Origin of the sequence: Ferrovibrio xuzhouensis (genome assembly GCF_042648965.1) — a bacterium.
Taxonomy (GTDB): domain Bacteria; phylum Pseudomonadota; class Alphaproteobacteria; order Ferrovibrionales; family Ferrovibrionaceae; genus Ferrovibrio; species Ferrovibrio xuzhouensis.
This window is the reverse complement of record NZ_JBHRYJ010000001.1, coordinates 123,921-148,063: the sequence shown is the minus strand read 5'-3', so window position 1 is coordinate 148,063 and position 24,143 is coordinate 123,921. Positions and strand designations below refer to the sequence as shown.

The following is a 24,143-nucleotide window of genomic DNA, read 5'->3' as shown; positions in this document are numbered from 1 at the left end:
TCAGTCCTCCGTTTCGATGGCGACCCAGTCGCGGACCGGCTTCGGCGTCTCGGCCGGCATTTCCGGATCATTGGAGGGTGTGGGGGTGATGACGGGCATCTGTTGCCGCGGGAAGCCGGGCTGGTCGGATTCAGTGTTCTGGAACCGCTTGATCCTCTTGGCAGTCTGGCGCCGCAGTGATGCGGTTCGGCCTACCATCTCGTCGATCTTGGTCTGGATGGCGAGGCGGGTAGTGCAGAGATCACCTATACTCATCTGCCCCTGTATGCGCTTGCGGGTCTGATCCAGAATGATCTTGTGCTGCGCCAGGGTCAGGCCTGCGGTGTATTCAGGTTCCGTCGATGGCAACTTGACATAGGTTCGGGTCAACGGATCCAGGACCAGGATGTAGCTCAGGTCGCCGTGATCATAGCGGACCTCGACCATGTCGGGCCTGTGGGGCCGATTCAGGAGGTCGAAGACCTTCTCTCCGCAGTAAGCCAGATTGAACAGCTCGATGCCGCGGCGGGTCAGGTGCCGGGTGGCATAGCCGCCAATCAGGCAATCGAGATCTGCAGCCGATCGCGGCGGCGTCAGGCCGTGCAGCCGGACGCCGTCATTCCAGGTCTCGATCGGGGATCGGCCACGGAGGCGGTGAATCCGCTGGCTGTAGTAGTCGATCAGCCAGATATGGACGATGTGCTGGAGGTCGGTCAGGGAGATCGCGGCCTGCTTCTCCGAGGGGTAATCGCCCCGATCGGCCGACCGGCTGAACGTGGTGCCCCTGATCTGGTGCAGAAGGCTGGTGTTCTGGCTGCCGAAGAACCGCTCGATGGCGCTCTTGAACCAGGGCGACCGCCCGGGAGCATAGGTGATGTTGATGCCGAGCTGGGCGCAGGCACTACGGAAGCCGTCGCTGTGAAACTCGGGGCCGTTGTCCACCATGATGGTGGTCGGCAGGCCCTCGCAGGGCCAGACATTCTGGATGTCCGGATATTGCTCCCGCACATATTGCTTGTTCAGGATTGCGTGCCGAAGGCAGAGCATCACCGTATGGGTGCCCGGCGGCTCATAGCCGATATAGAATCCGACGATCATCCTTGAATATTTGTCTATGGCGGCCGTCATGTTCGGCCGGCCGATCACGCTGCCTGTGGCACTGTCGACCAGGATGATGTCGAGCGGGGTATGGTCGATCTCGAGGACCTCCATAGGCCTGGCGACGACCGGGCCGGCCTGGACCGGCATGAACTTCCGGTCGGCGGCATGTTTCCCTTTTCGGGCGACCATCACCTCGTAAGGGGAACGGTCGGCAATCGCGCGCCGGACCGTTGCCAGGCTCGGAAATGGCAAATGCTCGACCGGGGGCCGCTTCTCGTTATGGGCTTTCAGCCGGCCGCAGACGAGCTCGTGGACGGCGATCGTCGTGATCTTCTCCCGCCGGTAGTAGCACTCATCGATTACCGCCTCGATCAGGTCCAGCACGTCGCTGTCGACCCGGCGGGTCCGGTTGCCGCGGCGGTGGGTTCGGGGCACCAGGGCCCGGACATCCCGGCCGCCGGCCTGTTCCCAGCGGCTCAGCCAACGGATGACTGTTCTGGGGCTCGGCGGGGCTGTATCCCCGAATTCAGCCGCCAGGGTGGCAAGGAGTGGCTTGAGCCGCGCCTCTGTCTTGGGGATGGCATGCCCTCGCATGGCCTCCACATAGCGGTGCCGGCGGTCGGCTTTGGCCTTCAGGCCGTCCGGGAGGCTGTGGAAGTCCGCCTGGACGGGGTCGAACCCTCCCTCGGTCGCCGGACCAGGGTCCAGTTCCAGGGTGCCTGCAGCCAGCCGGGCCGAGAATTCCTCACTGCTGAGGGTTATGGGAGCCCGGGTAGCCTTGTTCTCGAGGACATAGTCGTTCCCGGTGGTGATGACATGCATCCGGTATGGGGCGCCATCGACATGGACGGTCTTACCGAGGGGGATACGGAACATGTGGGCCTCCTGTTCATGGGCTCGGGAGGAGCTGGAAACGGGTGGTTTCGGTCAGGGGGGCGTCGAGGGGGAAGCCGATCTTCCCCCGGGCAGCCATCGTCAAGATCACCGCATCGGCATCGGCCCTATCGTCGCCGAATCGCTGCAGGAGGTCGGCCAGTGTGGCCGGGCCGTCTGTCAGGGCGGACGCGACCAGCAGGGCATCGTCCAGGGCGACCGGTCGGCGCCGCAGGTGCATCAGCAGCTGGCAGTTCTGCAGGCGGGGTTGCCGGCGGACTTCGCTCTCGGTGACGACCCTGTAGGAGATGCCGTTTCCGGCACAGTGGGCCTTGGCGGCCTCAAAGAGAGGCTGGCGTTCTGGTGCCGCAGCATCGCGGTCCGTCTTGACCTCGTGGAGAGCCATCTCGCCCGACCGAAATTGCACCTGGAAGTCGGGAAAATGGTTCCGCGGTATGCCTTCAACGAGGAGGTTCAGGCTTGCCGATTGTGCGGAGAAAGCCAGGACATCGATATCGAACTCGAGACAGTAGAGATAGTCGCGCTCAATCTGGGATTCCCAGGGGAATGCGCACTGCATCTTCATGCTCTGGAAGTATCCGACGACACGTTTGGTTCGTCTGGTCACGACCTTGCGGCTCGCCGGCGTGACACCTGTCGGCAGGCCGATCGAGAAGGATGCAAGGCTCCGTCCGCGTAAGCCGCCCGTGCGGCCGCGTTTCGCAGGCATGTTGCCCTCGTCGTTGGATGTGAAAGCTGTTACCGCAGGCGCCCTGTTAGCGCCTTTGATTGAGTCGTTGAACCAGCGGGAAATGGGCGGCGAAAAGAAAATGTCAAGAAGAGGGGAGCGATTCCGACGAATATCTCGCCATAGGGAAAATCAAACAATCGATGTGTCTTTGCGCGGTGAATAGAAACTGAATAGAAGCTGAATAGATTCTGAATAGAAAAATTGGTTTTTCCGGCCGGCACACAAGTGTATCGGCTGTTTCTGCGGTCGACATATACCTATATGTACGGCAGGTGGAGTGATCCCATGGTCAGAAGAAAACCAATGCTGTGGATACTGGATGCGCGTAGATCGGTCGACAGGGCAGTACTAGAAGGCAGTCTTCCATCCTACACCCAAGTCACTGCGACACTTTATGCCAACAACAGGGCTCGCCCTGTTGTTCATGGTGCGGAGCTACTTCCATTTCTAGTGGCCGGCGGTCGCCTGAGTTGGCGCTGGGTCCTCTGTGAGGGGCCGGTGTATTCTTCGCTCCCCGGAGCCTTTTCGGTTGTCGAACCGGATGGTGATGCTCGAAATGTGCTAACGGATCTGGGGGAGTTTGATATCCGCGGTATGCCCAGCGCGATCTTTCATGCTGGAGGTGAGGATGACAACGTCGCCCCACATTCCGACGCACTCGGGCGCTTTACTTGCGCCACAGCTGAACGGGCCGTCTGTGATTGGATCTACTTTGCCATGCGTGAGATATGGCGAGCATGGATGGAGCCTCGAACCAGCGCCAGACCAAACAGATATGGATGGCCTCTCTATGCCGCGTATGAAACGCCTGGCCAACGCAATGGGTATCCGGGAAAATTTTGACCGCTGGTATGTCCGTTGGCAGGAAGTTCAGAAGGATGAAGATATCCAAGAGAAATTCAGCAAAATCCTAGGCTATTGAGCAATGCTATCGAAGCAATAGGTCCAAGATCGCCTCCATGTTGGCGGCAACAAAATGCATCCGAATAATTTTTGACCCACTAACTGTATTTCGCAGGCCGGGGAGACGGCGCGCTTAGGTGCCATCTCCCCACCCAGATCACGGGCGTCCGCTCTTGTTCTTGGTCGGATCTACCAGACGGTAGCTCTGTCCCGCTTTCGGAGTCGGGGGCAGCGGTTCACCCCGAACCACAGTGCGCTCCTTGCCCGTGTCGCCGCCTCTGGTGCCGACGATCCCATATTGCCCAGACCGCGAGGCCGTTTGGCCCGGCTTGAAAGTCTTGTTCATTGGATACCTCATTTGTTTGGTGGTTGAGACACTGAAAAATCACAACTGGACTAGATGAAAGGCTTTTACCATAAACTAGTCCATGTTAGAATGATTTTGTTATCAAGTAGAAACAATAGTTTACTATACGTGGTGGACTAAATGATCATAAAAGACGATGAAATAGTCCAGCTGGCACAATTGGCTTTGCTGGGGCGGGCGCAAGATGTGCATGCCTATTTGCGGAAGCTCATCCGTAAGGCCGGGCCAGAACAAAAGGGGCTGGTGGACGCACTTACGAGTGTCTTGGCATCTGCGCCAAACCAGGCCGGGGTGCTGCGCGATGCCGCCGCGAATATGCTTCCAGTGGATGCTGATTCGAGGCTGTCCCTTCTTCGCGAGGAATTCCCTGTTGTCTTGACGGAGGACCTTATTTTTCCTCCTGACCTAGAAGCGCGGCTGGAGCAGGTCGTGGCGGAGAGGCAGAACATCCCTGCGCTTGAGCGTCGAGGCCTCGGCCCTACCCGCTCTCTTCTATTTGTTGGTCCACCAGGTGTAGGCAAGACAGCGTCTGCCCGATGGCTGGCGCAGAAGCTCGAGCTGCCCTTGCTAGTATTAGATCTAGCTACCGTAATGAGTAGCTTCTTAGGTAAAACCGGAGCGAATATTCGCAGTGTCATCGATTATGCGAAAAGCAGACGCTCAGTGTTGTTGCTTGATGAATTTGATGCCATCGCAAAGCGCCGAGATGACGACACGGAAATTGGAGAGCTTAAACGGCTGGTTACCGTGCTCCTTCAGGAGGTTGATGAATGGCCAGAATCAAGTTTGTTGATTGCGGCAACTAATCACGGAGATCTTTTGGATCCGGCGGTCTGGAGGCGCTTCGATGACGTTCTCCAATTCGATCTTCCCCCTATTGACCTGCGCCTCACGACTATTCGTGGGCTCCTAGGAGGTGAGATTAGTGACCTTGAGACTTGGCCGGAGGTTTTGGCTCATTTGTGGGAGGGAGAGTCGTTCAGCTTTATTACCCGCGCTTTGCGCCGTATTCGTCGCCACGCGGTTGTAAACCGGATGACACTTGAGGATGCATTGAAAGATAGCATTCTCGGCAATGAGCAGCGAAGCCGAACCCAAGATAGAGATATTTTAGCTAAAAAGTTGCACTCCCTTGGCGTATCTGATCGTAAAATTAGAATAATTACTGGCCACTCGCGCGATACTCTGCGAAAATTTTGGCGGGGAACAGAGCCCAAGGTTGGGGTGGAGGCAAAAAATGTCGGAAATTCGATATCTCATCGGCGGCGGGGAAAAACTGTCGCTGGAAACCGATCGTCCGGGAAGGAATCCTCCAAATAAAGTTCATCCATATGATTTTATTACCGCCCGTCGACGCTTAACTCCTCTTTGGGCAAACACTGCTCGCTGGCTGCGGCGTTTGCCGGAGATTGGTTGTCCTGACGGCGAGGCTGTTATCGCGGTAACGTTACACCCTGCTTATTTGGCCAAAGCCTACTATCCAGGCTTTTTGATGCGAGGACTGGAGTTACGGCACGTAGGAAGTCGGGGTGTTTTTATTGTCCCCGAACGAGTGACTGGGGCATCGAAAACTCAGGAGGCCGCAAAGGCGAAACCATCTCCGGCTCCGCAAATCTTCGTGGCGGGTAAACGGAATGCGATTGATGAATTCGCTCGAAATATTCAGCAATGGCATCCAGATGCGAAAATGGCTGAAGAATTCAGGCGCATCGAAAGGGTCGAGCCATTAAGTGAGAGCCGTTTGAAGCCAACCGTCGATAAAAAAGGAAAGGATTTAGATAGATTTCCTTTCGAGGTTGTTCTGCACGCGTCAGCAGAGCCTGAAGACAGATATATTCTTGAGGGCTTCTCGAAGTTTGCGCAATCTGTTGATGCAAAGGTTGATGCAAGCCGCCGCAGGCATGTGGGTGGACTTTGCTTTGTACCAATGCATGCACCTTTGGACAGAGCCAAAGAATTTCTGGAGTTTACGTTCTTACGAGCGATGCGGCAGATGCCAGAACTGGTCGCACTAGACCCTTTTTTGCGTAGCAGCACGCCAGGGTTTCGTGTGCAACTGCCTGATGCGGATGCTGCTTCTCAAGAGCTAAATGTAGCTATTTTTGACGGTGGGCTACCTTCCGACCATGGCCTAGACAGATGGGTAAAACAATTTGATGCGCCAGGCACGGGCGTGCCTGTGGCTTCCCACCAAAGTCATGGCTTGGCGGTGACTTCGGCATTTTTGTTCGGGCCATTATTGGACGGGCGATCATTATCTGCGCCGTTCTCGAATGTCGATCATTGGCGAGTTGTTGGTGCAGATACACGGAACACCGACTTCGAGTTATATGATGTTTTGGATCGTATTCAGAACATCCTCGAATCGAGAAGATATGAGTTCGTAAATATTAGTCTTGGGCCTGCGACCTCGATTGACGATGATGACGTTAACCGCTGGACTTCTACATTGGATAATCAATTTTCGGATGGCATCACGGTTGCGACCGTGGCTTGTGGAAATAATGGCCTTTCCAGCGCTCAACATAAGCTAAATAGAGTTCAGGTTCCGTCCGACGGAGTGAACATCCTGGGTGTTGGCGCAGCTGATAGGCCAGATGAGCGTTGGGGAAGAGCTCCGTATAGTGCCGTAGGACCAGGGCGTAGCCCAGGGTACGTTAAGCCAGACTTTCTCGCTTTTGGTGGGTCGCCAGCGGCGCCGTTCTTTGTTCTCGGCGGAGGGCGCCAAAGTTTAGCGCGTGGGGCCAACGGAACCAGCTTTGCCTCCCCGCTCGCTCTGCGATGCGGTGTCGGAATTCGTGCAAATTTTCAAGAAGAGTTATATGCACCAACTGTCAAAGCTTTGCTGGTTCACCATGCAAATGACGCTGGATTACCGCGGACAGAAGTTGGTTGGGGGCGACTTTCCCATCAGCTGGAGGATCTGGTCACTACTGGTGACGGCGAAGCTCACGTAATTTATCAAAGGCAGATGCCAGAAACGGGGGCTGTACGAATGTACATTCCCATGCCTCAAGGCGTTGATGGGAATGTGGAAATTACGGCGACCTTCTGCTTCTATTGTGAAGTGAATCCTGAAGATTCTTTGAATTATACACGTGACGGTCTCGAGATCACCTTTAGGCCTGATACACACAAAACACAGAAGCCTTATCTGAATGAGGAAGGCGAGCAGATTATTCCCACTATGCCTCCGTCAGATTCATTCTTCGGAGCGGCTGACTTCTATCACACTGAAGTTATCCGCAGGCGGGATGCGCAAAAATGGGAGACGACACTGAAAGCAACGAAAATAAAACGTTCATCCTCTCTAAATGATCCAGCGTTCGATGTAACGTATTTTTCTAGGAACCATGGCCACAACGCTAGTCGGCGCGGGAATATTCGATTTGCGCTTATAATCACTCTTCGAAATAGGAAGATGGCAAACCTCCACGATAGAATTTTGCAACGCTATCGGAATCGGTTGGTCCAGTTGCGTCCGCGCGGACGAATCCAGATCACTCCTAGAAGCAGCCGGTAGTGTTATATCGGCAAATAGAGATTGACGGTAGGTTTAGATTTAACGCTAGTTTTAGCTTTGACGAGGACAGTATTTAATCGCCCTATCGTGAGTTTAAACCCACGATAGGGCCGAAAACTTGTTTTATACTGTCATCGACAGTGAAGTAGCCCGTCCAGAGAAGATTCGGACCGAACTCTCTAAATATTTTCCGATACAGAAATAAAGATAAGAACTCTCGTGTCGCTACGGGCCATAAAACGGCACTAGTGTCACTTTATGGCTCGTAGTGCCACTTTATGGCACTATCGACAGTCTGAACAGGGGGGAGTGGTGGGCCCGGCAGGACTTGAACCTGCAACCAGACCGTTATGAGCGGCCGGCTCTAACCAGTTGAGCTACAGGCCCACGGGACACTCACCCGGGAAATGCACAAGGAAACGCCCCGGACCGGCCGGGGCGTTGGTCCTTACGTATCCAGGAACGAGCGGAGCTTACGCGAGCGGCTCGGATGCTTCAACTTCCTGAGCGCCTTGGCCTCGATCTGGCGGATACGCTCGCGGGTGACCGAGAACTGCTGGCCGACCTCTTCCAGCGTATGGTCGGTGTTCATGCCGATGCCGAAGCGCATGCGCAGCACGCGCTCCTCGCGCGGGGTCAGCGTCGCCAGCACCCGCGTCGTGGTCTCGCGCAGGTTGGAGTTGATGGCGGCATCGACCGGCAGCACGGCGTTCTTGTCCTCGATGAAGTCGCCGAGATGCGAATCCTCCTCGTCGCCGATCGGCGTTTCGAGGCTGATCGGCTCCTTGGCGATCTTCAGTACCTTGCGCACTTTCTCGAGCGGCATGCCGAGCTTGGTGGCCAGCTCTTCCGGAGTCGGCTCGCGGCCGATCTCGTGCAACATCTGGCGGCTGGTGCGCACCAGCTTGTTGATCGTCTCGATCATGTGCACCGGGATGCGGATGGTGCGGGCCTGGTCGGCGATCGAGCGGGTGATCGCCTGCCGGATCCACCAGGTGGCATAGGTCGAGAACTTGTAGCCGCGACGGTATTCGAACTTGTCGACCGCCTTCATCAGGCCGATGTTGCCTTCCTGGATCAGATCGAGGAACTGCAGGCCGCGGTTGGTGTATTTCTTGGCGATCGAGATGACGAGGCGCAGGTTGGCCTCGACCATTTCCTTCTTCGCCACGGCGGCCTCGCGCTCGCCCTCGCGCACCTGCTTGTAGATGCGCTTGAACTCCGAGATCGGCAGGCCGAACTCGGTGGCGATGCCGGCGATCTGCTCGCGGATCGGATTGACTTCGCGCGCCGCGGTCTCGCCGAACTTGGCCCAACCCTTGTGGGTCTTCAGTTTGCCGACCTTCGGCAGCCAGTTCGGATCAAGCTCCTGGCCTTCGTACTGCTTGAGGAATTCCTCGCGCGGAATTTTGCAGCCTTCGGCGGTGCGCAGCAGGCGGCCTTCCAGCATCATCAGCCGCTTGTTCAGGCCGTACATGTTCTCGACCAGGAATTCGATGCGGCCGTTGTTGAGATGCACGGCCTCCATCAGGCCAACCATCTCGTGCTTCAGCTTCTGATAGGCCTTGTCCTTCTTGGCATCGATGTCCTGATGCACGAGGGCGGCCTGCAGGCGCTCTTCCTGGGTCTTCTGCAGCTTCTTGTAATGCTTGGCGATGGCGTCGAGGGCTTCCAGCACCTGCGGCTTGAGCTGCGCCTCCATGGCGGCGAGCGACAGGTTCGCCTCGTCCTCTTCGTCCAGCTCCTCGGGTGCCGGCGGCGCCTCGGCTTCGCCCGGTTCGCCGGCCTTGGCCTTCGGCTTCTCGATCTTCACCGGGGCGGGCGCCTCGGCCTTGGCCGGCTTGGCCTCGGCCTTGACGGCCGGCATCGCTGCGGCGACCGGATCGGCATCCTCGTCCTCGTCGCCTTCCATGCCCGGCTCGGGGCCGGCGCCACCACCCATGGTGGCTTCCAGGTCGACCACGTCGCGCAGCAGGATCTTGCCGTCGACGAGATCGTCGCGCCAGCGCACGATGGCCTGGATGGTCAGCGGGCTTTCGCAGATCGCGCCGATCATCTTCTCGCGGCCGGCCTCGATCCGCTTGGCGATGGCGATTTCGCCCTCGCGCGACAGCAGCTCGACCGAGCCCATCTCGCGCAGGTACATGCGCACCGGATCGTCGGTGCGGTCGACCTCGGCCTTGGCCGGAGCGGTCTCGGCAGCCTCCTGGTCGCCCTCGGCCTCGGCTTCTTCCTTCTCGCCGGCGGCCTCGTCCTGATCCTCGGACTCGACGATGGTGATGCCCATTTCGGACAGCATCGCCATCGTGTCCTCGATCTGCTCGGACGACACCTGCTCGGGCGGCAGTACGGCATTGATCTCGTCGTAGGTGACGTAGCCGCGCTCTTTCGCCTTGGCGAGCATCCGCTTGATCGCAGCAACCGATGCGTCGATCAAAGGGGTGTCGGCGACTTCTTCTTTTTCGGGCGCTTCTGCGGTGTCAGGGGCCGCTGCTTGTTTCGCCATGCCGGTTCCTAACTCGTCCTGTCCGTGAAAACCAAATCTGTGAAAAACGCAAAGCCGTTCCCGTCGGGGAACGGCTCAATCGGTATCCGATGCAGAAACCTGGCTGCGTGCCGAACCGACTTCTGCCTGAAGGGCGACAAACCGCTGCCATGCCTCTGGGTTCGTGTTGCTGGCCAGATCGGCCTCGGCCGCCGCCAGCTCCTGTTCCAGTTCCGCCAACCGGTAGCGCTGCACGGCCTGCCACCACCCTTTTTCAACCTTGTCCGGGGCGGTGCCTGCACGCGCAAACGGCTCGAACACCCGCCCGGTCTCGCCGGTCACGAGGTCAAGCTGGGGGCCGAGTCCCTGTTGCCTCAAATGGGCTGCGAAGGCCTCGCCGTCAAGACCTGGATGGCGGGAGGCTTCTTCTAGAATCCGGCTCTTGAGGCTGTCAAGCACAGCCTGCGGGAAGGCGAGGGCGGCAAAGACCTCGCCATGCTCTTCCAGCAGCCACGGATGGGTCACCACAGCGGTCAGCAGGGCCCGTTCCGTACGGTCAATCTGGCTGGTTACAGGCCCAAGGTCGCCTTCCGGTTGCTGCGGCCGCCCGAAACCGGGGCGCATGCGGCCGGGGGGCCAGTTGCGGCTGCCCGGGACCCAGGCCTTGCGGGCCGGCGCAAACAATGTGCGCATCCGGTTCCGGAAATGCTCGCGATAGTGGTTCTGGACCGCCGGACTCTTGATCTGGTTGGCCAGACCCATCAGGGCAGCCTCAAGGGCCGCCTTGCGTTCCGGCGTATCCAGCGGCCGGGCCTCGGTCTCGCGCCGCCACAGGATATCGGCCAGCGGCTGGGCGGTGGCCAGAATCTCGTCCATGGCGGCCCGGCCCTGGTTGCGCACCAGATCGTCCGGGTCCTGACCGGGCGGCAGGGTGGCGAAACGGAAGGACTGGCCGGGTTCCAGCAGCGGCACGGCGCGGTCGGCGGCGCGTAGCGCGGCCCGCCAGCCGGCATTGTCGCCGTCGAAGCACAGGATCGGCTCGTTGCTTAAGCGCCACAGCAGGGCGATCTGCTCTTCGGTCAGCGCGGTGCCCAGCGGCGCCACGGCATGGGCGATGCCAGCCTGGGCCAGGGCGATCACGTCCATATAGCCCTCGACGACGACCACGGTGCCGGCCTCGCGGGCGGCCTCGCGGGCGATCGCGTGGTTGTAGAGATTGCGCCCCTTGTGGAACAGCGGGGTCTCCGGCGAGTTGAGGTATTTTGCCGGGGCGTCCGCGTCGAGGGCCCGGCCGCCGAAGGCGATGATGCGGCCACGGCGGTCGCCGATCGGGAACATCACCCGGTTGCGGAAGCGGTCATAGCTGGCGCCGCCGTCTTCCGGCTTGATCAGCAGGCCAGCCTCGACCAGCAGGGGCTCCGGCAGGCCGCGGGCGAGCAGGGCCTCTTTCATCGCCGTGCGGCTGGCCGGCGCGAAACCGAGCCGGAAGCGCTCGATGGTCTCGGGCTTGAGCCCGCGTTTCTGCAGGTAGGCAAGGCCGGTTGCGCCAGCGCCGGCGCGCAGCTGTGCCTCGAACCAGCGGGCGGCCTCTTCCATGGCCTTGCCGAGCGTCGAGACCTGATCGGCCTTCTGGCGGTCTTCCGGGCGCACCTGGGGCACGGCAAGGCCGGCTTCCTGGGCGATCTGCTCGACGGCTTCCGGAAAGGCCAGGCCGCTGTTGCGCATGACAAAGCCGATTACGTCGCCATGGGCGCCGCAGCCGAAGCAGTGGAAGAAGCCCTTGTCGTCGTTGACGGTAAACGACGGGCTTTTTTCATTGTGGAACGGGCACAGGCCGGTGAATTCGCGGCCGCGCTTGATCAGCCGGACCGAGCGGCCGACGACGCCCGACAGCGGCACACGGTTACGCAGTTCCTCCAGAAAGGAATCGGGAAAAGCCATCTATCCTCTTCCCCGGACCCGACTCAGGATCTGGGCCGATAAGCCGCCAAGGCTAGCAAGGAACCGCCTAGGTCAGAAGCCCTTTCAGGACGGCCGCCGCCTTGGCGAAGTCCATCTGGCCGACATATTTGGCCTTCAGCACCGCCATGGCCTTGCCCATGTCCTTGATGCCCTGGGCGCCGACCTCGGCGATGGCGGCCCGGGTGGCGGCCTCGACCTCGGCTTCCGACAGCTGCTGGGGCAGGAAAGCCTCGATGATGGCGATTTCTTCCTTCTCCTGCTCGACCAGGTCGAGACGGCCGCCCTGCTCGTAGGCGGTGATCGATTCGCGGCGCTGGCGCACCATGGTCTGCAGCATGGCGAGGATGTCGGTCTCCGGGATACCGGTGCGGTCGGCGCCATCGGTGCGGGCCGCGATGTCACGGTCCTTCAGGGCGGCCAGGATCAGGCGCAAAGTCGCCGTGCGACGGGCATCCTTCGCCTTCATGGCATCCTTGAGCGCCTGGCTCAGCGTCTCGCGCAGCATCGATAATCCCCCAGCGGTATACGGAATCGGGTTTTTTGGAAGGCGCGCAGCATACTCCAGGAAGCGGAATCGCGCAAAGGGCATAAGCATATGATAATAAACAACATTTGGCGAAATTGCCGGACTTGACCTTATGCCGCGATTTGGTATCGTCTCGCCCCGGTCGCCACGGCGTGAACGCGCTGTCGCAATCATCGTATAATCTGTCCCGTACCGCCGGAGCTGGGTTCACCGCATCGCCCTCCGGTGGTTTTCTGCGGCCAGAATGCCAGATTTCGGCCGGGTTCCGTCCCCGGCCCCGCGTATGGAGAAGCCGGAGATGGCCCAGACACAGACTTATGCCGCACCGCCCGGGCCCGGGTATACCGGGGTCGTGGTTCTGGCCGATGGCAGCGTGTTCTGGGGCCACGGGCTGGGCGCCGAGGGCGACACCGTCGGCGAGGTCTGTTTCAACACTTCGATGACCGGCTATCAGGAAAGCCTGACCGATCCCTCCTTTGCCGGCCAGATCATCACCTTTACCTTTCCGCATATCGGCAATGTCGGCACCAACCTCGAGGACATCGAGACCCAGGGGATCGCCGCCCGCGGCCTGATCCTGCGCGCGCCGATCACCGCACCGTCGAATTTCCGCAGCCACACCCACCTCGATGACTGGCTGAAGCTGCGCGCGCTGGTCGGGGTCAGCGGCATCGACACCCGGGCGCTGACCCGGCGCATCCGCGATGGCGGCGCGCCGAACGGCGTGATCGCCCATCGCCACGACGGCAAGTTCGACCTCGCCGGGCTGCATGCCAAGGCGAAGGCCTGGCCGGGGCTGGAGGGCATGGATCTCGCCGCCGAGGTGAGCTGCCGGCAGACCTATACCTGGGACGAGACCCGCTGGCAGCTCGGCAAGGGCTATGGCCGGCAGACGGCACCGAAATTCCACGTCGTTGCCATCGACTACGGCATCAAGCGCAACATCCTGCGCAGCCTCGCCTCGGCCGGCTGCAAGGTCACCGTGGTGCCGGGCAACAGCAGCGCGGAAGACGTCATGCGGCACAAGCCCGACGGCGTCTTCCTGTCCAACGGTCCCGGCGATCCGGCGGCGACCGGTGAATACGCCGTGCCGGTGATCAGGAGCCTGATCGACAGCGGCAAGCCGGTGTTCGGCATCTGCCTCGGCCATCAGATGATGGCGCTGGCGCTCGGTGGTCGCACCGGAAAGATGGATCGCGGCCATCGCGGCGCCAATCATCCGGTCAAGGACCTCGAGACCGGCAAGGTCGAGATCACCAGCCAGAATCACGGCTTCTGCGTGCTTGAGGAAACCCTGCCGGCCAACGTGGTGCGCACGCACGTCTCGCTGTTCGACGGCTCCAACGAGGGCCTGAAGCTGACCGACAGGCCGGTCTTCTCGGTGCAGTACCACCCGGAAGCCTCGCCCGGCCCGCAGGACGCCCATTATCTCTTCGACCGTTTCGTCAAACTGATGGAGCAGCAGCGCAGCTGACGCGCCCCGCGTGCTGCCCACAGGTGAATCATGCCCAAACGTACCGACATTAAAAGTATCCTGATCATCGGCGCCGGCCCGATCGTCATCGGCCAGGCCTGCGAATTCGATTATTCCGGCACCCAGGCCTGCAAGGCGCTGAAGGAAGAGGGCTACCGGGTCATCCTGATCAACTCCAATCCGGCGACGATCATGACCGATCCCGGGCTGGCCGATGCGACATATATCGAGCCGATCACGCCGGAGATCGTCGCCAAGGTGATCGAGAAGGAACGGCCGGACGCCCTGCTGCCCACCATGGGCGGCCAGACCGCGCTGAACACGGCGATGAAGCTCGACGAGCAGGGCGTGCTGAAGAAATTCGGCGTCAAGATGATCGGCGCGACCCGCGAAGCCATCGAGATGGCGGAGGATCGCGAGAAGTTCCGCCAGGCGATGAACCGCCTGCAGCTCGACATGCCGCGTTCGGGCACTGCCCACACGCTGGACGAGGCACGCGCGCTGCTGTCGCATGTGGGTCTGCCGGCGGTGATCCGGCCGTCGTTCACCTTGGCCGGCACCGGCGGAGGTATTGCCTATACCCGCGAGGAATTCGACGAGATCGTTGCCGGCGGCCTCGATGCCTCGCCGACCACCGAAGTGCTGATCGATGAATCGGTGCTCGGCTGGAAGGAATACGAGATGGAGGTTGTCCGCGACCGCAAGGACAACTGCATCATCATCTGCTCGATCGAGAATATCGACCCGATGGGCGTACATACCGGCGACAGCATCACCGTGGCGCCGGCGCTGACGCTGACCGACAAGGAATACCAGATCATGCGCGACGCCTCGATGGCGGTGCTGCGCGAGATCGGCGTCGAGACCGGCGGGTCCAACGTGCAGTTCGCCGTCAATCCGGCCGATGGCCGCATGGTGGTGATCGAGATGAACCCGCGCGTGTCGCGCTCCTCGGCGCTGGCGTCGAAGGCGACCGGTTTCCCGATCGCCAAGGTCGCCGCCAAGCTGGCGATCGGCTTTACGCTCGATGAACTGATGAACGACATCACCGGGGTGACGCCGGCCTCCTTCGAGCCGACCATCGACTATGTCGTCACCAAGATGCCGCGCTTCACCTTCGAGAAGTTCCCCGGCACCGCGCGCCTGCTGACCACATCGATGAAGTCGGTGGGCGAGGCGATGTCGATGGGACGCTGCTTCCAGGAAAGCCTGCAGAAGGCTTTGCGCTCGATGGAGACCGGGCTGACCGGCCTCAACGAGATGGTGATCCCGAACGCCGACGATCCGGACGGCAAGGAAGCCATCGTCGCGGCACTGGCCAAGCCGACGCCTGACCGCCTGCTGGTGATCGCCCAGGCCTTCCGTCATGGCCTCAGTGTCGCCGAGGTGCATGCGGCCTGCAAATACGATCCGTGGTTCCTCGAGCAGATCGCCGAGCTGATCGCAGTCGAGGCAAGTGTCCGCAAGGACGGCCTGCCCGGCGATGCCGATGGCCTGCAGGCGCTGAAGCGCATGGGCTTTTCCGATGCCCGGCTGGCCGAGCTGACCGGCATGGACGAAGCCGCGGTCTCGGCGCATCGGCGCAGTCTCAAGGTGCGGCCGGTGTTCAAGCGGGTGGATACCTGCGCGGCCGAATTCGAGAGCCATACGCCCTATATGTATTCGACCTATGAATTCGGCCCGGGCGCCGAATGCGAGGCGCAGCCGCAGGATCGCACCAAGGTCATCATCCTCGGCGGCGGCCCGAACCGCATCGGCCAGGGCATCGAATTCGACTATTGCTGCGTGCATGCGGCCTATGCGCTGAAGGAAGCCGGGTTCGAGACCATCATGGTCAACTGCAACCCGGAAACCGTCTCGACCGATTACGACACTTCCGATCGCCTGTATTTCGAGCCGCTGACCGTCGAGGACGTGCTCGAAATCATCCATGTCGAACAGTCGAAGGGCAAGCTGCACGGCGTGATCGTGCAGTTCGGCGGCCAGACGCCGCTGAAGCTCGCGGCCGGGCTCGAGGCGGCGAATGTGCCGATCCTCGGCACCTCGCCGGATGCCATCGACCTCGCCGAGGACCGCGAGCGCTTCCAGCAGTTGCTGCAGAAGCTGAATCTCAAGCAGCCGGCCAACGGTATCGCCCGTTCGGAAGACGAGGCGCGTGCCGTGGTGGCACGCATCGGCTATCCGGTGGTGATCCGGCCGTCCTACGTGCTGGGCGGTCGCGCCATGGAGATCGTGCGCGGTGCGGCTCAGCTCGAGCGCTACATGACCGAGGCGGTGAAGGTCTCGGGCAAGTCGCCGGTGCTGATCGACAGCTACCTGTCGGATGCCATCGAGGTCGATGTCGACTGCCTGGCCGATGCCGAGACGCAGTTCGTCGCCGGCGTGATGGAGCATATCGAGGAAGCCGGCATCCATTCGGGCGACAGCGCCTGCGCCCTGCCGCCTTACAGCCTGTCGGCCGATGTCATCGCCGACATCAAGGAGCAGACCCGCGCGCTGGCCCGGGCGCTACGCGTGGTCGGCCTGATGAACGTGCAGTATGCCGTCAAGGACAGCACGGTCTATATCCTCGAAGTCAATCCGCGTGCCTCGCGCACCGTGCCCTTCGTCGCCAAGACCATCGGCACGCCGCTGGCCAAGATCGCCTCGCGGGTGATGGCCGGCGAGACGCTGGCCAGCTTCGCGCTGAGCGACAAACCCCTCGGGCATGTCGCCGTCAAGGAAGCCGTGTTCCCCTTCGCCCGCTTCCCCGGCGTCGACATCATCCTCGGGCCGGAAATGAAGTCGACCGGCGAGGTGATGGGCATCGACCGCGATTTCGGCACCGCCTTTGCCAAGGCGCAGATGGCGGCCGGCACCCTGCTGCCGCTGCAGGGCAGCGTCTTCATCTCGGTCCGCGACGCCGACAAGCCGGCGCTGGTCGAGGCGGCCCGCCGGCTGGTCGCCATGGGTTTCGAGGTGGTCGCCACCAGCGGCACGGCGCGGTTCTTCGGCGAGCACGGCATCACCGTGAAGCGCGCCAACAAGGTGATGGAAGGCCGTCCGCATATCGTCGACGACATGAAGAACGGCGCCATCCAGCTGGTATTCAACACCTCGGAGGGCGCGGCTTCGATCCGCGACAGCTTCGATCTGCGCCATACCGCGCTGATGAACAAGATCCCGTACTTCACCACCGTGGCGGGAGCCAAGGCCGCCGTCCGTGCCATCGAGGCGCTGCGGGCGGGAAGCCTTGCCGTCTCGCCGCTGCAGGCTTACTTTTAACGGTCAGCTAGGAAGGGGCGTTATGCAGAAGATTCCGATGACCGCGGGCGGTTACCAGCGTCTGGAAACCGAACTGAAGCATCTGAAGTCGGTGGAGCGACCGGCCGTGATCCGTGCGATTTCCGAAGCGCGCGAACACGGCGATTTGTCGGAGAACGCCGAATACCATGCCGCCAAGGAGCGGCAGGGCTGGATCGAGACGCGCGTCCTGGAGCTGGAAGACAAGCTGCGCCGGGCGGAGGTGATCGACGTCTCCAAGCTGTCGGGCGACAAGGTGAAGTTCGGCGCCACCGTCGTGCTGGCCGACGAGGACAGCGGCGAGGAAAGCACCTACCAGATCGTTGGTGCCGACGAAGCCGACATCAAGGCGGGCCTGCTGTCGATCACGGCGCCGCTGGCGCGTGCCCTGGTCGGCAAGGCGGAAGGCGACAACGTCGAGGTGACGACGCCGGGTGGCGCCAAGGCCTACGAAATCGTCTCCGTCGCCTTCAAGTAGACGGCCCGGCCTCCGGTAAGATGGTGCCGGTCGGGAGGATGTCCGTTGGATCGTGAGACACTCGACAGGCTCTACAACAACCGCGCCGCCGTGCCGACGCATGCGCAGGACATGGAGCGCTGGGCAACGGCCAGCGCCGAGACACGCCGCCGCCTCGCCGGCCGGCTCGACCTGCCCTACGGGGCGCATCCCCGCGAGGTCTTCGATCTCTTCACCGTGCCGCAGCCGGACCGGCCATTGGTGGTGTTCATCCACGGCGGTTACTGGCAGGCGCTGGACAAGTCGTCGTTCAGCTTTGTCGCCGAGGGGTTTGCCGCCGAGACGGCCGGACAGGTCGCCAATGTTGCGGTGCTCGGTTATCCGCTGGCGCCGGAGGCCGACATGGACCGCATCGTCGCCTCGGTCCGCCGGGCGCTGGTGTGGCTGTGGCGCGAGGCGGCACCGCTCGGCTTCGACCGCGACCGCATCTATGTGACCGGCCATTCCGCCGGCGGCCATCTCACCGCCATGGCCGGCCTGACCGACTGGGCGGCGCTGGATGGCGCGGCCCCGACTGACCTGGTGAAGGGTGGATTGTCAGTATCCGGACTTTATGATCTGCTGCCGATCCGCCGCTGCTATCTGAACGACCGGCTCGGCATGACCGACGTGACGGCGATCCGCAACAGCCCGCAGATGATCCTGCCGCAGTGGCGTGGCGGCCTGGTGACGCTGGTCTGCGCTGTAGGCGCCGACGAGACGGCAGCCTATCATGGCCAGCAACACGATTTCGTGACAGCCTGTGCCGAGCGTGGTGCAAGGGTGACTGGCATCACAGCGCCGCAGCGGCATCACTTCAATATCGTCGACGAGCTGGCACAGCCGGGCAGCGCGATACAGGCCGCGCTGGCGGCGATGATACAATAAGGAGAATCCGATGAGCGGAGCCAAGCGAGTCCTGTTGGTCGATGACGACCGGACCCTGCAGTCGCTGCTGGCCGAACAGCTCGAGACGACCAAGGAATTCACCACGATCTGCGTGAACGATGCCGCCGGGGCGATCGACATCGTGCAGAACGATCATTTCGACCTCGTGCTGCTGGATGTCGGCCTGCCCGACATGGATGGCCGCGACGTCTGCAAGGAGCTGCGTCGGCTGGGCGTGCGGGCACCGATCCTGATGCTGACGGCGGCCGATGCCGATACCGACACCATCCGCGGCCTTGAATCCGGCGCCAACGACTATGTCGCCAAGCCGTTCAAGCTCGGCGTGCTGCTGGCGCGTATCCGCGCCCAGCTGCGGCAGTTCGAGCAGAGCGAGGATGCCGTCTTCACCATCGGGCCGTATACCTTCCGGCCGGCCAACAAGCTGCTGCTCGACAACGAGAAGGCCGGCAAGAAGGTGCGCCTGACCGAGAAGGAAACGGCGATCCTGAAATTCCTGCTGCGCGCCGGCACCAAACCGGTGCCGCGCGAGACGCTGCTTACCGAGGTCTGGGGCTACAATGCCGGCGTGTCGACCCACACGCTGGAGACCCATATCTATCGCCTGCGACAGAAGATCGAGCGCAATCCCGGCGATGCCGCGCTGCTGGTCACCGATCCGGGCGGCTACCGCCTGCAGCCCTGAGCAGGCTCAGCGGCCTAGGGTCAGCGGCCCTTGATCAGCGACCGGTGAAGACCGGCGCGCGCTTCGCGGCAATGGCCGCGCGGCCCTCGATGGCATCATCGGTGTGAAAGCTGGCGGCAAAGCGCTCGCGCGCGGCGCGCTCGTCGAACAGGCCGGATGCGATCTCGTTCAGACTCTGCTTCATGCCGCGCAGCGGCTGCGGGGCGAGACCGGCGATGGTCGCGGCGATGCCCTCTTTGCGAGCATCCAGTTCATCGGGGGTGGTAATCCAGTCTAGGAACCCGGTGCGCAGCATTTCATTATGATCAAAGGTTTCCGCCAGCAGGAAAAGACGTTTGGCGGGTCCAAGGCCGAGCCGCGACACCACACGACGGATGCCGTGCGGATGATACTGGATGCCGAGTTTCGCCGGTGGAACAAAGGTCCGGATGCCGGTGACGCCGAGCCGGAAATCGCAGGCGAGCGCGAGGTCTGTGCCGCCACCATAAACACCGCCCTGCAGCACACAGAGCGTGGGGAAGGGCAGGATTTCAAGCCGGTCGGCAACACGCTCGAGCGGACTGTCGCGCCAGTCATGGCTGGCGACGGCGCCGAAATCCACGCCGGCACAGAAGCTTTTGCCGGTTGCCTGCAGGATCAGCACGCGGATCGACGGCAGTGCAGCAATGCGCAGCAGTGCAGCATCGAGCGCCTCCAGGTCGCTGATTTCCAAGGCATTATGCTTGTCAGGCCTGTTAAATGTGATGGCCGCCCGAAAATCCCGGATTTCTTCAATAAATGCTTGAGACATGCGACACACCGCCCTTAATCTGAGTGTACGACATATTTCCGTATTGCCCCGGCTGACAGCAAGGGCTGCGGCACAAGAGGCGCTCCGTTCCTCGACGCTGACGGGAAAAAGGAGGCCCAGGTGGTGGGGGTAGAAGAGTTTTATGTCCGCTTCTGGGGAGTCCGCGGCAGCATTGCAGTGGGCTCACCGGAAGTCATGCGATACGGCGGCAATACATCGTCGCTGGAAATCCGTTGCGGCTCGCATCTGCTGTTGTTCGATGCGGGAACGGGTTTGCGTGCGCTCGGCATGGCGTTGCAAAAGCAGGGACGGGTCGACGCCGATCTTTTCCTGACCCATACGCATTACGACCATGTCTGCGGCCTGCCGCATTTCTGCGCCGCTTTCGATCCGCGCAACAGTTTCCGCATCCATGCCGGCCATGTCACCGACGGCATGGGCATCAAGGGCGTGCTGAAGCAGATGATGTGCTCGCCGCTGTTTCCGGTGCCGCTGGAAATCTTCCAGGCCGATCTCAGCTTCCATGATTTCCAGCAGGGCGAGGCCCTGCACCCGCAGCCGGGCATCACCGTGCGCACCGGCCCGCTCAGCCATCCCGACCTGGCGACCGGCTATCGGGTCGAATACGGCGGCAAGTCGATCTGCTACCTGACCGACACCGAGCACCCGGCCGAGGGCTTTGACGAGAATATCCTGAAGCTGATCCGCGGCGCCGACATCGTCATCTACGATTCCATGTACACCGACGAGGAATATGCCTGCCGCAAGGGCTGGGGCCATTCCACCTGGCAGGCCGGGGCGCGGCTGTGCGACGAGGCCGGGGTGAAGACCTTCGTCGTCTTTCATCACGATCCCGAGCACGACGACGTGTTCATGGACAAGATCGCCGCCGAGGTCGCGGCGCAGCGGCCGGGTTCGGTGGTTGCCCGCGAGGGCATGATCCTGCGCCCCTGATGTCGTCACCGTTCCGGCGCCGGCTCCGCATGGGGCTGCAGACCCTGCTGGGCCCGACCGTCGGCCTGCGCCGGCAGGGCTTTTTCATTCCCTATCGCTATGCGGATACGGTCGCCGCGGCGCAGCCGGTCTACGCGGCACTGGAGCAGCGGTTCGCGGCGGCGGCTGGGCAGATGCGTGCCGTGCTGGCCGCCGCCGACGGTTTTGCCGGTGACCTTGCCCGTATCGCCGAGGCAAAGGCACCGCCGCCGGCGCCGCGCTTCACCCAGAGCTGGTTCCCGACGCTGGATGCCGTGACGGCCTATACCCTGGTGCGCCGGCACGGGCCGCGGCGGATCGTCGAGGTCGGCTCCGGGCATTCGACCAGGTTTCTCTCCCGCGCCGTGGCCGATGCCGGGCGCGGGACCGAAATCACCGCCATCGACCCGGCGCCACGGGCGAGCCTTGCCGGCCTGCCGGTGCGGTTTGTGCCGGCGGTGATGCAGACCGCCGATCCGGCGGTTTTCGCCGCGCTGCAGCCCGGCGATGTGCTGTTCATCGATTCCAGCCATATCCTGATGCCAGGCACTGATGTCGACTGGCTGTTCAACCGCATCCTGCCGGCCCTGCCGGCCGGCGTGCTGGTGCATGTCCACGATATCTTCCTGCCCGACGACTATCCGGCCGACTGGGCCTGGCGCGGCTACAACGAGCAGCAGGTGCTGGGGCCGATGCTGGCCGGCGGGTGGGACATCCTGTTCGCCAGCCATTATGCGGCGACGCGGCTGGCCGCCGATGTGGCCGGCAGCATCGCCGGACGACTGCCGGTCTCGCCGGAGGCCCGCCCGGCCAGCCTGTGGCTGCGCCGGACGGCCTGACTGGCTTAGCGGCTGACGGTCTTAGCGGTAGGGATCGGCGGCGTCGCGCAGGCCATCGCCAAAGAAATTGAAGGCCAGCACCACCACGATCACCGGCAGGGCGGGTGCCATCAGCCAGGGATACAGCGCGACGACGTTGATGTTCTGCGCCTCGTTGAGCAGCACGCCCCAGGAGGTGATCGGTGGCCGCAGGCCGAGGCCGAGGAAGGACAGCGCGGTCTCGCCGAGGATCATCGACGGGATCGACAGGGTGGCGGAGGCAATCAGATGACTGGCAAAGCTCGGCAGCAGGTGCCGGCCGATGACCCGGGCCGGCGAGGCGCCCATCAGTTCGGCCGCCGTGCAGAAATCCTCCTCGCGCAGGGACAGCAGCTTGGAGCGCACGGCGCGGGCCAGGCCCGGCCAGTCGAGCAGGCCAAGAATGATGGTGATGCCGAAATAGACCAGGATCGGCGACCAGGTGACCGGCAGGGCGGCCGACAGCGCCATCCACAGCGGCAGTTCCGGCAGGCTGCGGATCATCTCGATCAGGCGCTGGATCACGGTGTCGATCCAGCCGCCGTAATAGCCGGAAATGCCGCCCAGCGTGATGCCGATCAGGAAGCTGATGATGATGCCGAGCAGGCCAACGGTCAGCGAGATGCGGGTGCCATAGACGATGCGGGAAAAGATGTCGCGGCCGAGCCGGTCGGTGCCCAGCAGGTAGAACTGGCCATCCGCGGCCGGGCAGACAAGATGGAAATCGGCCCGCACCAGGCCCCAGAAGTCATAGGCATCGCCGCGGCAGAAAAAGCGCAGCGGCTGCACCTTGCCCGGGTCCGGCGTGTATTCCCGCTTCAGGGTCTCGATATTCATCTTGAAGCGATAGCCGTAGACGAAGGGGCCGACGAAGCTGCCCTCGTGAAACAGATGGATGGCGTGCGGCGGCGCGTAGATGGCGCGCGGATTGCGGGTCTGCAGGTTATAGGGTGCGACCACTTCCGAGATCAGCGTCGAGCCGTAGATCAGCAGCAGGATGAGACCGCACCAGACGCCGAGCCGGTGGCGGCGGAATTTCCACCACATCATCTGCCATTGCGAGGCGCTGTAGAAACGCTCCTGCTGCGGGGTCAGGGTTTCGGTGTGATAGGGATCGAAGGGTTCCGGATTGACCCAGTGTTCCGGCTTGCCGCCCGCCTGTATGTCAGCCATGGCGCGCGCCTACTTTGCCGTGCCGCCGGTCAGCCGGATCCGCGGATCCAGCAGGGCGAGCAGAATGTCGGAAACCAGCATGCCGAATACGGTCAGCAGGGCGAGGAACATCAGGAACGAGCCGGCCAGATACTGGTCCAGCGACTGCAGGGCGCCGAGCAGCATCGGCCCGGCGGTCGGCAGGCTCATCACCACGGAGACGATGACCGAGCCTGACACGATGGAGGGCAGCAGGTTGCCGATATCGGCAATGAACGGATTGAGTGCCATGCGGATCGGATATTTGATCAGCAGGCGCAGTGGCGGCACACCCTTGGCGCGTGCGGTGGTGACATACTGCTTCTGCAGTTCGTCGAGCAGGTTGGCGCGCAGCCGCCGGATCATCGCGGCGGTTCCCGACGTGCCGATCACGATCACCGGCACGATCATGTGGATCAGCAGCGAATGGATTTTCACCAGCGACCAGGGGGCGTCGATCAGCTCCGGATCGACCAGTCCGCCCATGCTGACGCCGAACCAGATGTTGACATAGTAGAGCAGCACCAGGGCCAGCAGGAAATTCGGTGTCGCCAGGCCGATATAGCCAAACAGCGTGAAGCCGTAATCGCCCCAGGAATACTGCCGGGTCGCCGAATAGACGCCGATCGGGAAAGCGACGACATAGACGAACAGGATGGTGAACAGATTGATCAGCGCGGTCATCACCAGCCGGTCGCCGATCAGCTCGCCGACCGGTCGGTTGTATTCGAACGACCAGCCCCAGTCGCCCTGCAGCAGGCCGGACAGGCCGTTCGGGCCAGGCCAGAAGCCCATCCAGATGGCGTATTGCTCGATCACCGGGCGGTCGAGGGCATACTGGTGGCGCAGGAATTCGATGCGGTCGAGTGCCGAGGCCTCGCCCTGGGCGCGCAGCTCGGCGAGCTGGTTGCTGAGATAGTCGCCCGGCGGCAGCTTGATGATCACGAAAATGAGCAGGCTGATCACCAGCAAGGTCGGGATCATCAGCAGCAGGCGGCGGGCCAGATACATCAGCATGCT

General features: G+C 62.1%; 18 protein-coding genes and 1 tRNA gene. 10 read left to right on the top strand and 9 right to left on the bottom strand.

The features are described 5' to 3' along the window. Both ACFOOQ_RS00640 and ACFOOQ_RS00635 read right to left on the bottom strand, forming a co-directional pair. Entirely contained in the window at positions 1-1,956 is a 1,956-nt protein-coding gene (locus tag ACFOOQ_RS00640) for a Mu transposase C-terminal domain-containing protein (RefSeq protein WP_379720225.1), read from the bottom strand. Positions 1,957-1,969: 13 nt separating this feature from the next. Further along, on the bottom strand, positions 1,970-2,683 hold the full coding sequence (locus ACFOOQ_RS00635) for a TnsA endonuclease N-terminal domain-containing protein (protein WP_379720222.1): 714 nt from the start codon (positions 2,681-2,683) through the stop codon (positions 1,970-1,972). 649 nt (positions 2,684-3,332) lie between these two features. Here ACFOOQ_RS00635 and ACFOOQ_RS00630 point away from each other — a divergent pair. The 3 genes from ACFOOQ_RS00630 (at position 3,333) to ACFOOQ_RS00620 (ending at position 7,497) form a co-directional block, all read left to right on the top strand. Beyond that, positions 3,333-3,626 carry a hypothetical protein gene (locus tag ACFOOQ_RS00630; protein ID WP_379720219.1) on the top strand — a complete coding sequence of 98 codons (294 nt, stop codon included), beginning with the start codon at positions 3,333-3,335 and terminating at the stop codon, positions 3,624-3,626. 468 nt (positions 3,627-4,094) lie between these two features. Beyond that, positions 4,095-5,294 carry an AAA family ATPase gene (locus tag ACFOOQ_RS00625; RefSeq protein WP_379720216.1) on the top strand — a complete coding sequence of 400 codons (1,200 nt, stop codon included), beginning with the start codon at positions 4,095-4,097 and terminating at the stop codon, positions 5,292-5,294. Beyond that, on the top strand, positions 5,212-7,497 hold the full coding sequence (locus ACFOOQ_RS00620; protein ID WP_379720213.1) for a S8 family peptidase: 2,286 nt from the start codon (positions 5,212-5,214) through the stop codon (positions 7,495-7,497). The genes ACFOOQ_RS00625 and ACFOOQ_RS00620 overlap by 83 nt, the downstream gene beginning before the upstream one ends. A gap of 310 nt (positions 7,498-7,807) precedes the next feature. On the opposite strand, the gene ACFOOQ_RS00615 is transcribed toward ACFOOQ_RS00620, so the two are convergent. From ACFOOQ_RS00615 to ACFOOQ_RS00600, 4 genes are all read right to left on the bottom strand, one after another. Next, positions 7,808-7,884, bottom strand: a tRNA-Ile gene (locus ACFOOQ_RS00615). Positions 7,885-7,945: 61 nt separating this feature from the next. Beyond that, positions 7,946-10,003: an RNA polymerase sigma factor RpoD gene (rpoD, locus tag ACFOOQ_RS00610; RefSeq protein ID WP_379720211.1), complete on the bottom strand. Its 2,058-nt coding sequence runs from the start codon at positions 10,001-10,003 to the stop codon at positions 7,946-7,948. Between the two features lie 75 nt (positions 10,004-10,078). Beyond that, positions 10,079-11,923, bottom strand: coding sequence for a DNA primase (gene dnaG, locus ACFOOQ_RS00605; RefSeq protein WP_379720208.1), 1,845 nt, complete (start codon positions 11,921-11,923; stop codon positions 10,079-10,081). A 67-nt stretch (positions 11,924-11,990) separates the two neighbouring features. Further along, positions 11,991-12,449 (bottom strand): GatB/YqeY domain-containing protein, encoded by a 459-nt coding sequence (locus ACFOOQ_RS00600; RefSeq protein ID WP_379720205.1) that lies wholly within the window; start codon positions 12,447-12,449, stop codon positions 11,991-11,993. A 319-nt stretch (positions 12,450-12,768) separates the two neighbouring features. Between ACFOOQ_RS00600 and carA the strand changes: the two genes are divergently transcribed. The 5 genes from carA to ACFOOQ_RS00575 are packed head-to-tail and all read left to right on the top strand — an operon-like array spanning position 12,769 to position 19,313. After that, positions 12,769-13,944: a glutamine-hydrolyzing carbamoyl-phosphate synthase small subunit gene (gene carA, locus ACFOOQ_RS00595; RefSeq protein ID WP_379720202.1), complete on the top strand. Its 1,176-nt coding sequence runs from the start codon at positions 12,769-12,771 to the stop codon at positions 13,942-13,944. Between the two features lie 30 nt (positions 13,945-13,974). Then, complete coding sequence (gene carB / locus ACFOOQ_RS00590) at positions 13,975-17,208, top strand: carbamoyl-phosphate synthase large subunit (RefSeq protein WP_379720199.1); 3,234 nt, start codon at positions 13,975-13,977, stop codon at positions 17,206-17,208. Between the two features lie 22 nt (positions 17,209-17,230). Continuing rightward, positions 17,231-17,704: a transcription elongation factor GreA gene (greA, locus tag ACFOOQ_RS00585; RefSeq protein WP_379720196.1), complete on the top strand. Its 474-nt coding sequence runs from the start codon at positions 17,231-17,233 to the stop codon at positions 17,702-17,704. A gap of 45 nt (positions 17,705-17,749) precedes the next feature. Continuing rightward, a complete protein-coding gene (locus ACFOOQ_RS00580) occupies positions 17,750-18,610 on the top strand; it encodes an alpha/beta hydrolase (protein ID WP_379720193.1) in 861 nt (286 codons plus the stop codon). Positions 18,611-18,620: 10 nt separating this feature from the next. Continuing rightward, the gene (locus ACFOOQ_RS00575; RefSeq protein ID WP_379720189.1) at positions 18,621-19,313 is read left to right on the top strand and encodes a response regulator transcription factor; all 693 of its coding nucleotides are present in this window, start codon (positions 18,621-18,623) and stop codon (positions 19,311-19,313) included. Positions 19,314-19,347: 34 nt separating this feature from the next. Here the strand turns inward: ACFOOQ_RS00575 and ACFOOQ_RS00570 are convergent, their stop codons facing one another. Then, a complete protein-coding gene (locus ACFOOQ_RS00570; RefSeq protein WP_379720186.1) occupies positions 19,348-20,103 on the bottom strand; it encodes an enoyl-CoA hydratase/isomerase family protein in 756 nt (251 codons plus the stop codon). Positions 20,104-20,223: 120 nt separating this feature from the next. Between ACFOOQ_RS00570 and ACFOOQ_RS00565 the strand changes: the two genes are divergently transcribed. After that, entirely contained in the window at positions 20,224-21,057 is an 834-nt protein-coding gene (locus ACFOOQ_RS00565; protein ID WP_379720183.1) for an MBL fold metallo-hydrolase, read from the top strand. Continuing rightward, positions 21,057-21,914 (top strand): class I SAM-dependent methyltransferase, encoded by an 858-nt coding sequence (locus ACFOOQ_RS00560; RefSeq protein WP_379720180.1) that lies wholly within the window; start codon positions 21,057-21,059, stop codon positions 21,912-21,914. Before ACFOOQ_RS00565 ends, ACFOOQ_RS00560 begins: the two co-directional genes overlap by 1 nt. A gap of 21 nt (positions 21,915-21,935) precedes the next feature. On the opposite strand, the gene ACFOOQ_RS00555 is transcribed toward ACFOOQ_RS00560, so the two are convergent. Both ACFOOQ_RS00555 and ACFOOQ_RS00550 read right to left on the bottom strand, forming a co-directional pair. Further along, a complete protein-coding gene (locus tag ACFOOQ_RS00555; protein ID WP_379720177.1) occupies positions 21,936-23,105 on the bottom strand; it encodes an ABC transporter permease in 1,170 nt (389 codons plus the stop codon). 9 nt (positions 23,106-23,114) lie between these two features. Continuing rightward, positions 23,115-24,140, bottom strand: a complete 1,026-nt coding sequence (locus tag ACFOOQ_RS00550; RefSeq protein ID WP_379720174.1) for an ABC transporter permease — start codon at positions 24,138-24,140, stop codon at positions 23,115-23,117. Between the last annotated feature and the right edge of the window lie 3 nt (positions 24,141-24,143).

What these genes read in the sequence shown, in the direction of transcription:
- ACFOOQ_RS00640 (WP_379720225.1), bottom strand. Translation starts at nt 1,956, where the DNA reads ATGTTCCGTATCCCCCTCGGTAAGACCGTCCATGTCGATGGCGCCCCA.
- ACFOOQ_RS00635 (WP_379720222.1), bottom strand. Translation starts at nt 2,683, where the DNA reads ATGCCTGCGAAACGCGGCCGCACGGGCGGCTTACGCGGACGGAGCCTT.
- ACFOOQ_RS00630 (WP_379720219.1), top strand. Translation starts at nt 3,333, where the DNA reads ATGACAACGTCGCCCCACATTCCGACGCACTCGGGCGCTTTACTTGCG.
- ACFOOQ_RS00625 (WP_379720216.1), top strand. Translation starts at nt 4,095, where the DNA reads ATGATCATAAAAGACGATGAAATAGTCCAGCTGGCACAATTGGCTTTG.
- ACFOOQ_RS00620 (WP_379720213.1), top strand. Translation starts at nt 5,212, where the DNA reads ATGTCGGAAATTCGATATCTCATCGGCGGCGGGGAAAAACTGTCGCTG.
- rpoD (WP_379720211.1), bottom strand. Translation starts at nt 10,003, where the DNA reads ATGGCGAAACAAGCAGCGGCCCCTGACACCGCAGAAGCGCCCGAAAAA.
- dnaG (WP_379720208.1), bottom strand. Translation starts at nt 11,923, where the DNA reads ATGGCTTTTCCCGATTCCTTTCTGGAGGAACTGCGTAACCGTGTGCCG.
- ACFOOQ_RS00600 (WP_379720205.1), bottom strand. Translation starts at nt 12,449, where the DNA reads ATGCTGCGCGAGACGCTGAGCCAGGCGCTCAAGGATGCCATGAAGGCG.
- carA (WP_379720202.1), top strand. Translation starts at nt 12,769, where the DNA reads ATGGCCCAGACACAGACTTATGCCGCACCGCCCGGGCCCGGGTATACC.
- carB (WP_379720199.1), top strand. Translation starts at nt 13,975, where the DNA reads ATGCCCAAACGTACCGACATTAAAAGTATCCTGATCATCGGCGCCGGC.
- greA (WP_379720196.1), top strand. Translation starts at nt 17,231, where the DNA reads ATGCAGAAGATTCCGATGACCGCGGGCGGTTACCAGCGTCTGGAAACC.
- ACFOOQ_RS00575 (WP_379720189.1), top strand. Translation starts at nt 18,621, where the DNA reads ATGAGCGGAGCCAAGCGAGTCCTGTTGGTCGATGACGACCGGACCCTG.
- ACFOOQ_RS00570 (WP_379720186.1), bottom strand. Translation starts at nt 20,103, where the DNA reads ATGTCTCAAGCATTTATTGAAGAAATCCGGGATTTTCGGGCGGCCATC.
- ACFOOQ_RS00560 (WP_379720180.1), top strand. Translation starts at nt 21,057, where the DNA reads ATGTCGTCACCGTTCCGGCGCCGGCTCCGCATGGGGCTGCAGACCCTG.
- ACFOOQ_RS00555 (WP_379720177.1), bottom strand. Translation starts at nt 23,105, where the DNA reads ATGGCTGACATACAGGCGGGCGGCAAGCCGGAACACTGGGTCAATCCG.
- ACFOOQ_RS00550 (WP_379720174.1), bottom strand. Translation starts at nt 24,140, where the DNA reads ATGCTGATGTATCTGGCCCGCCGCCTGCTGCTGATGATCCCGACCTTG.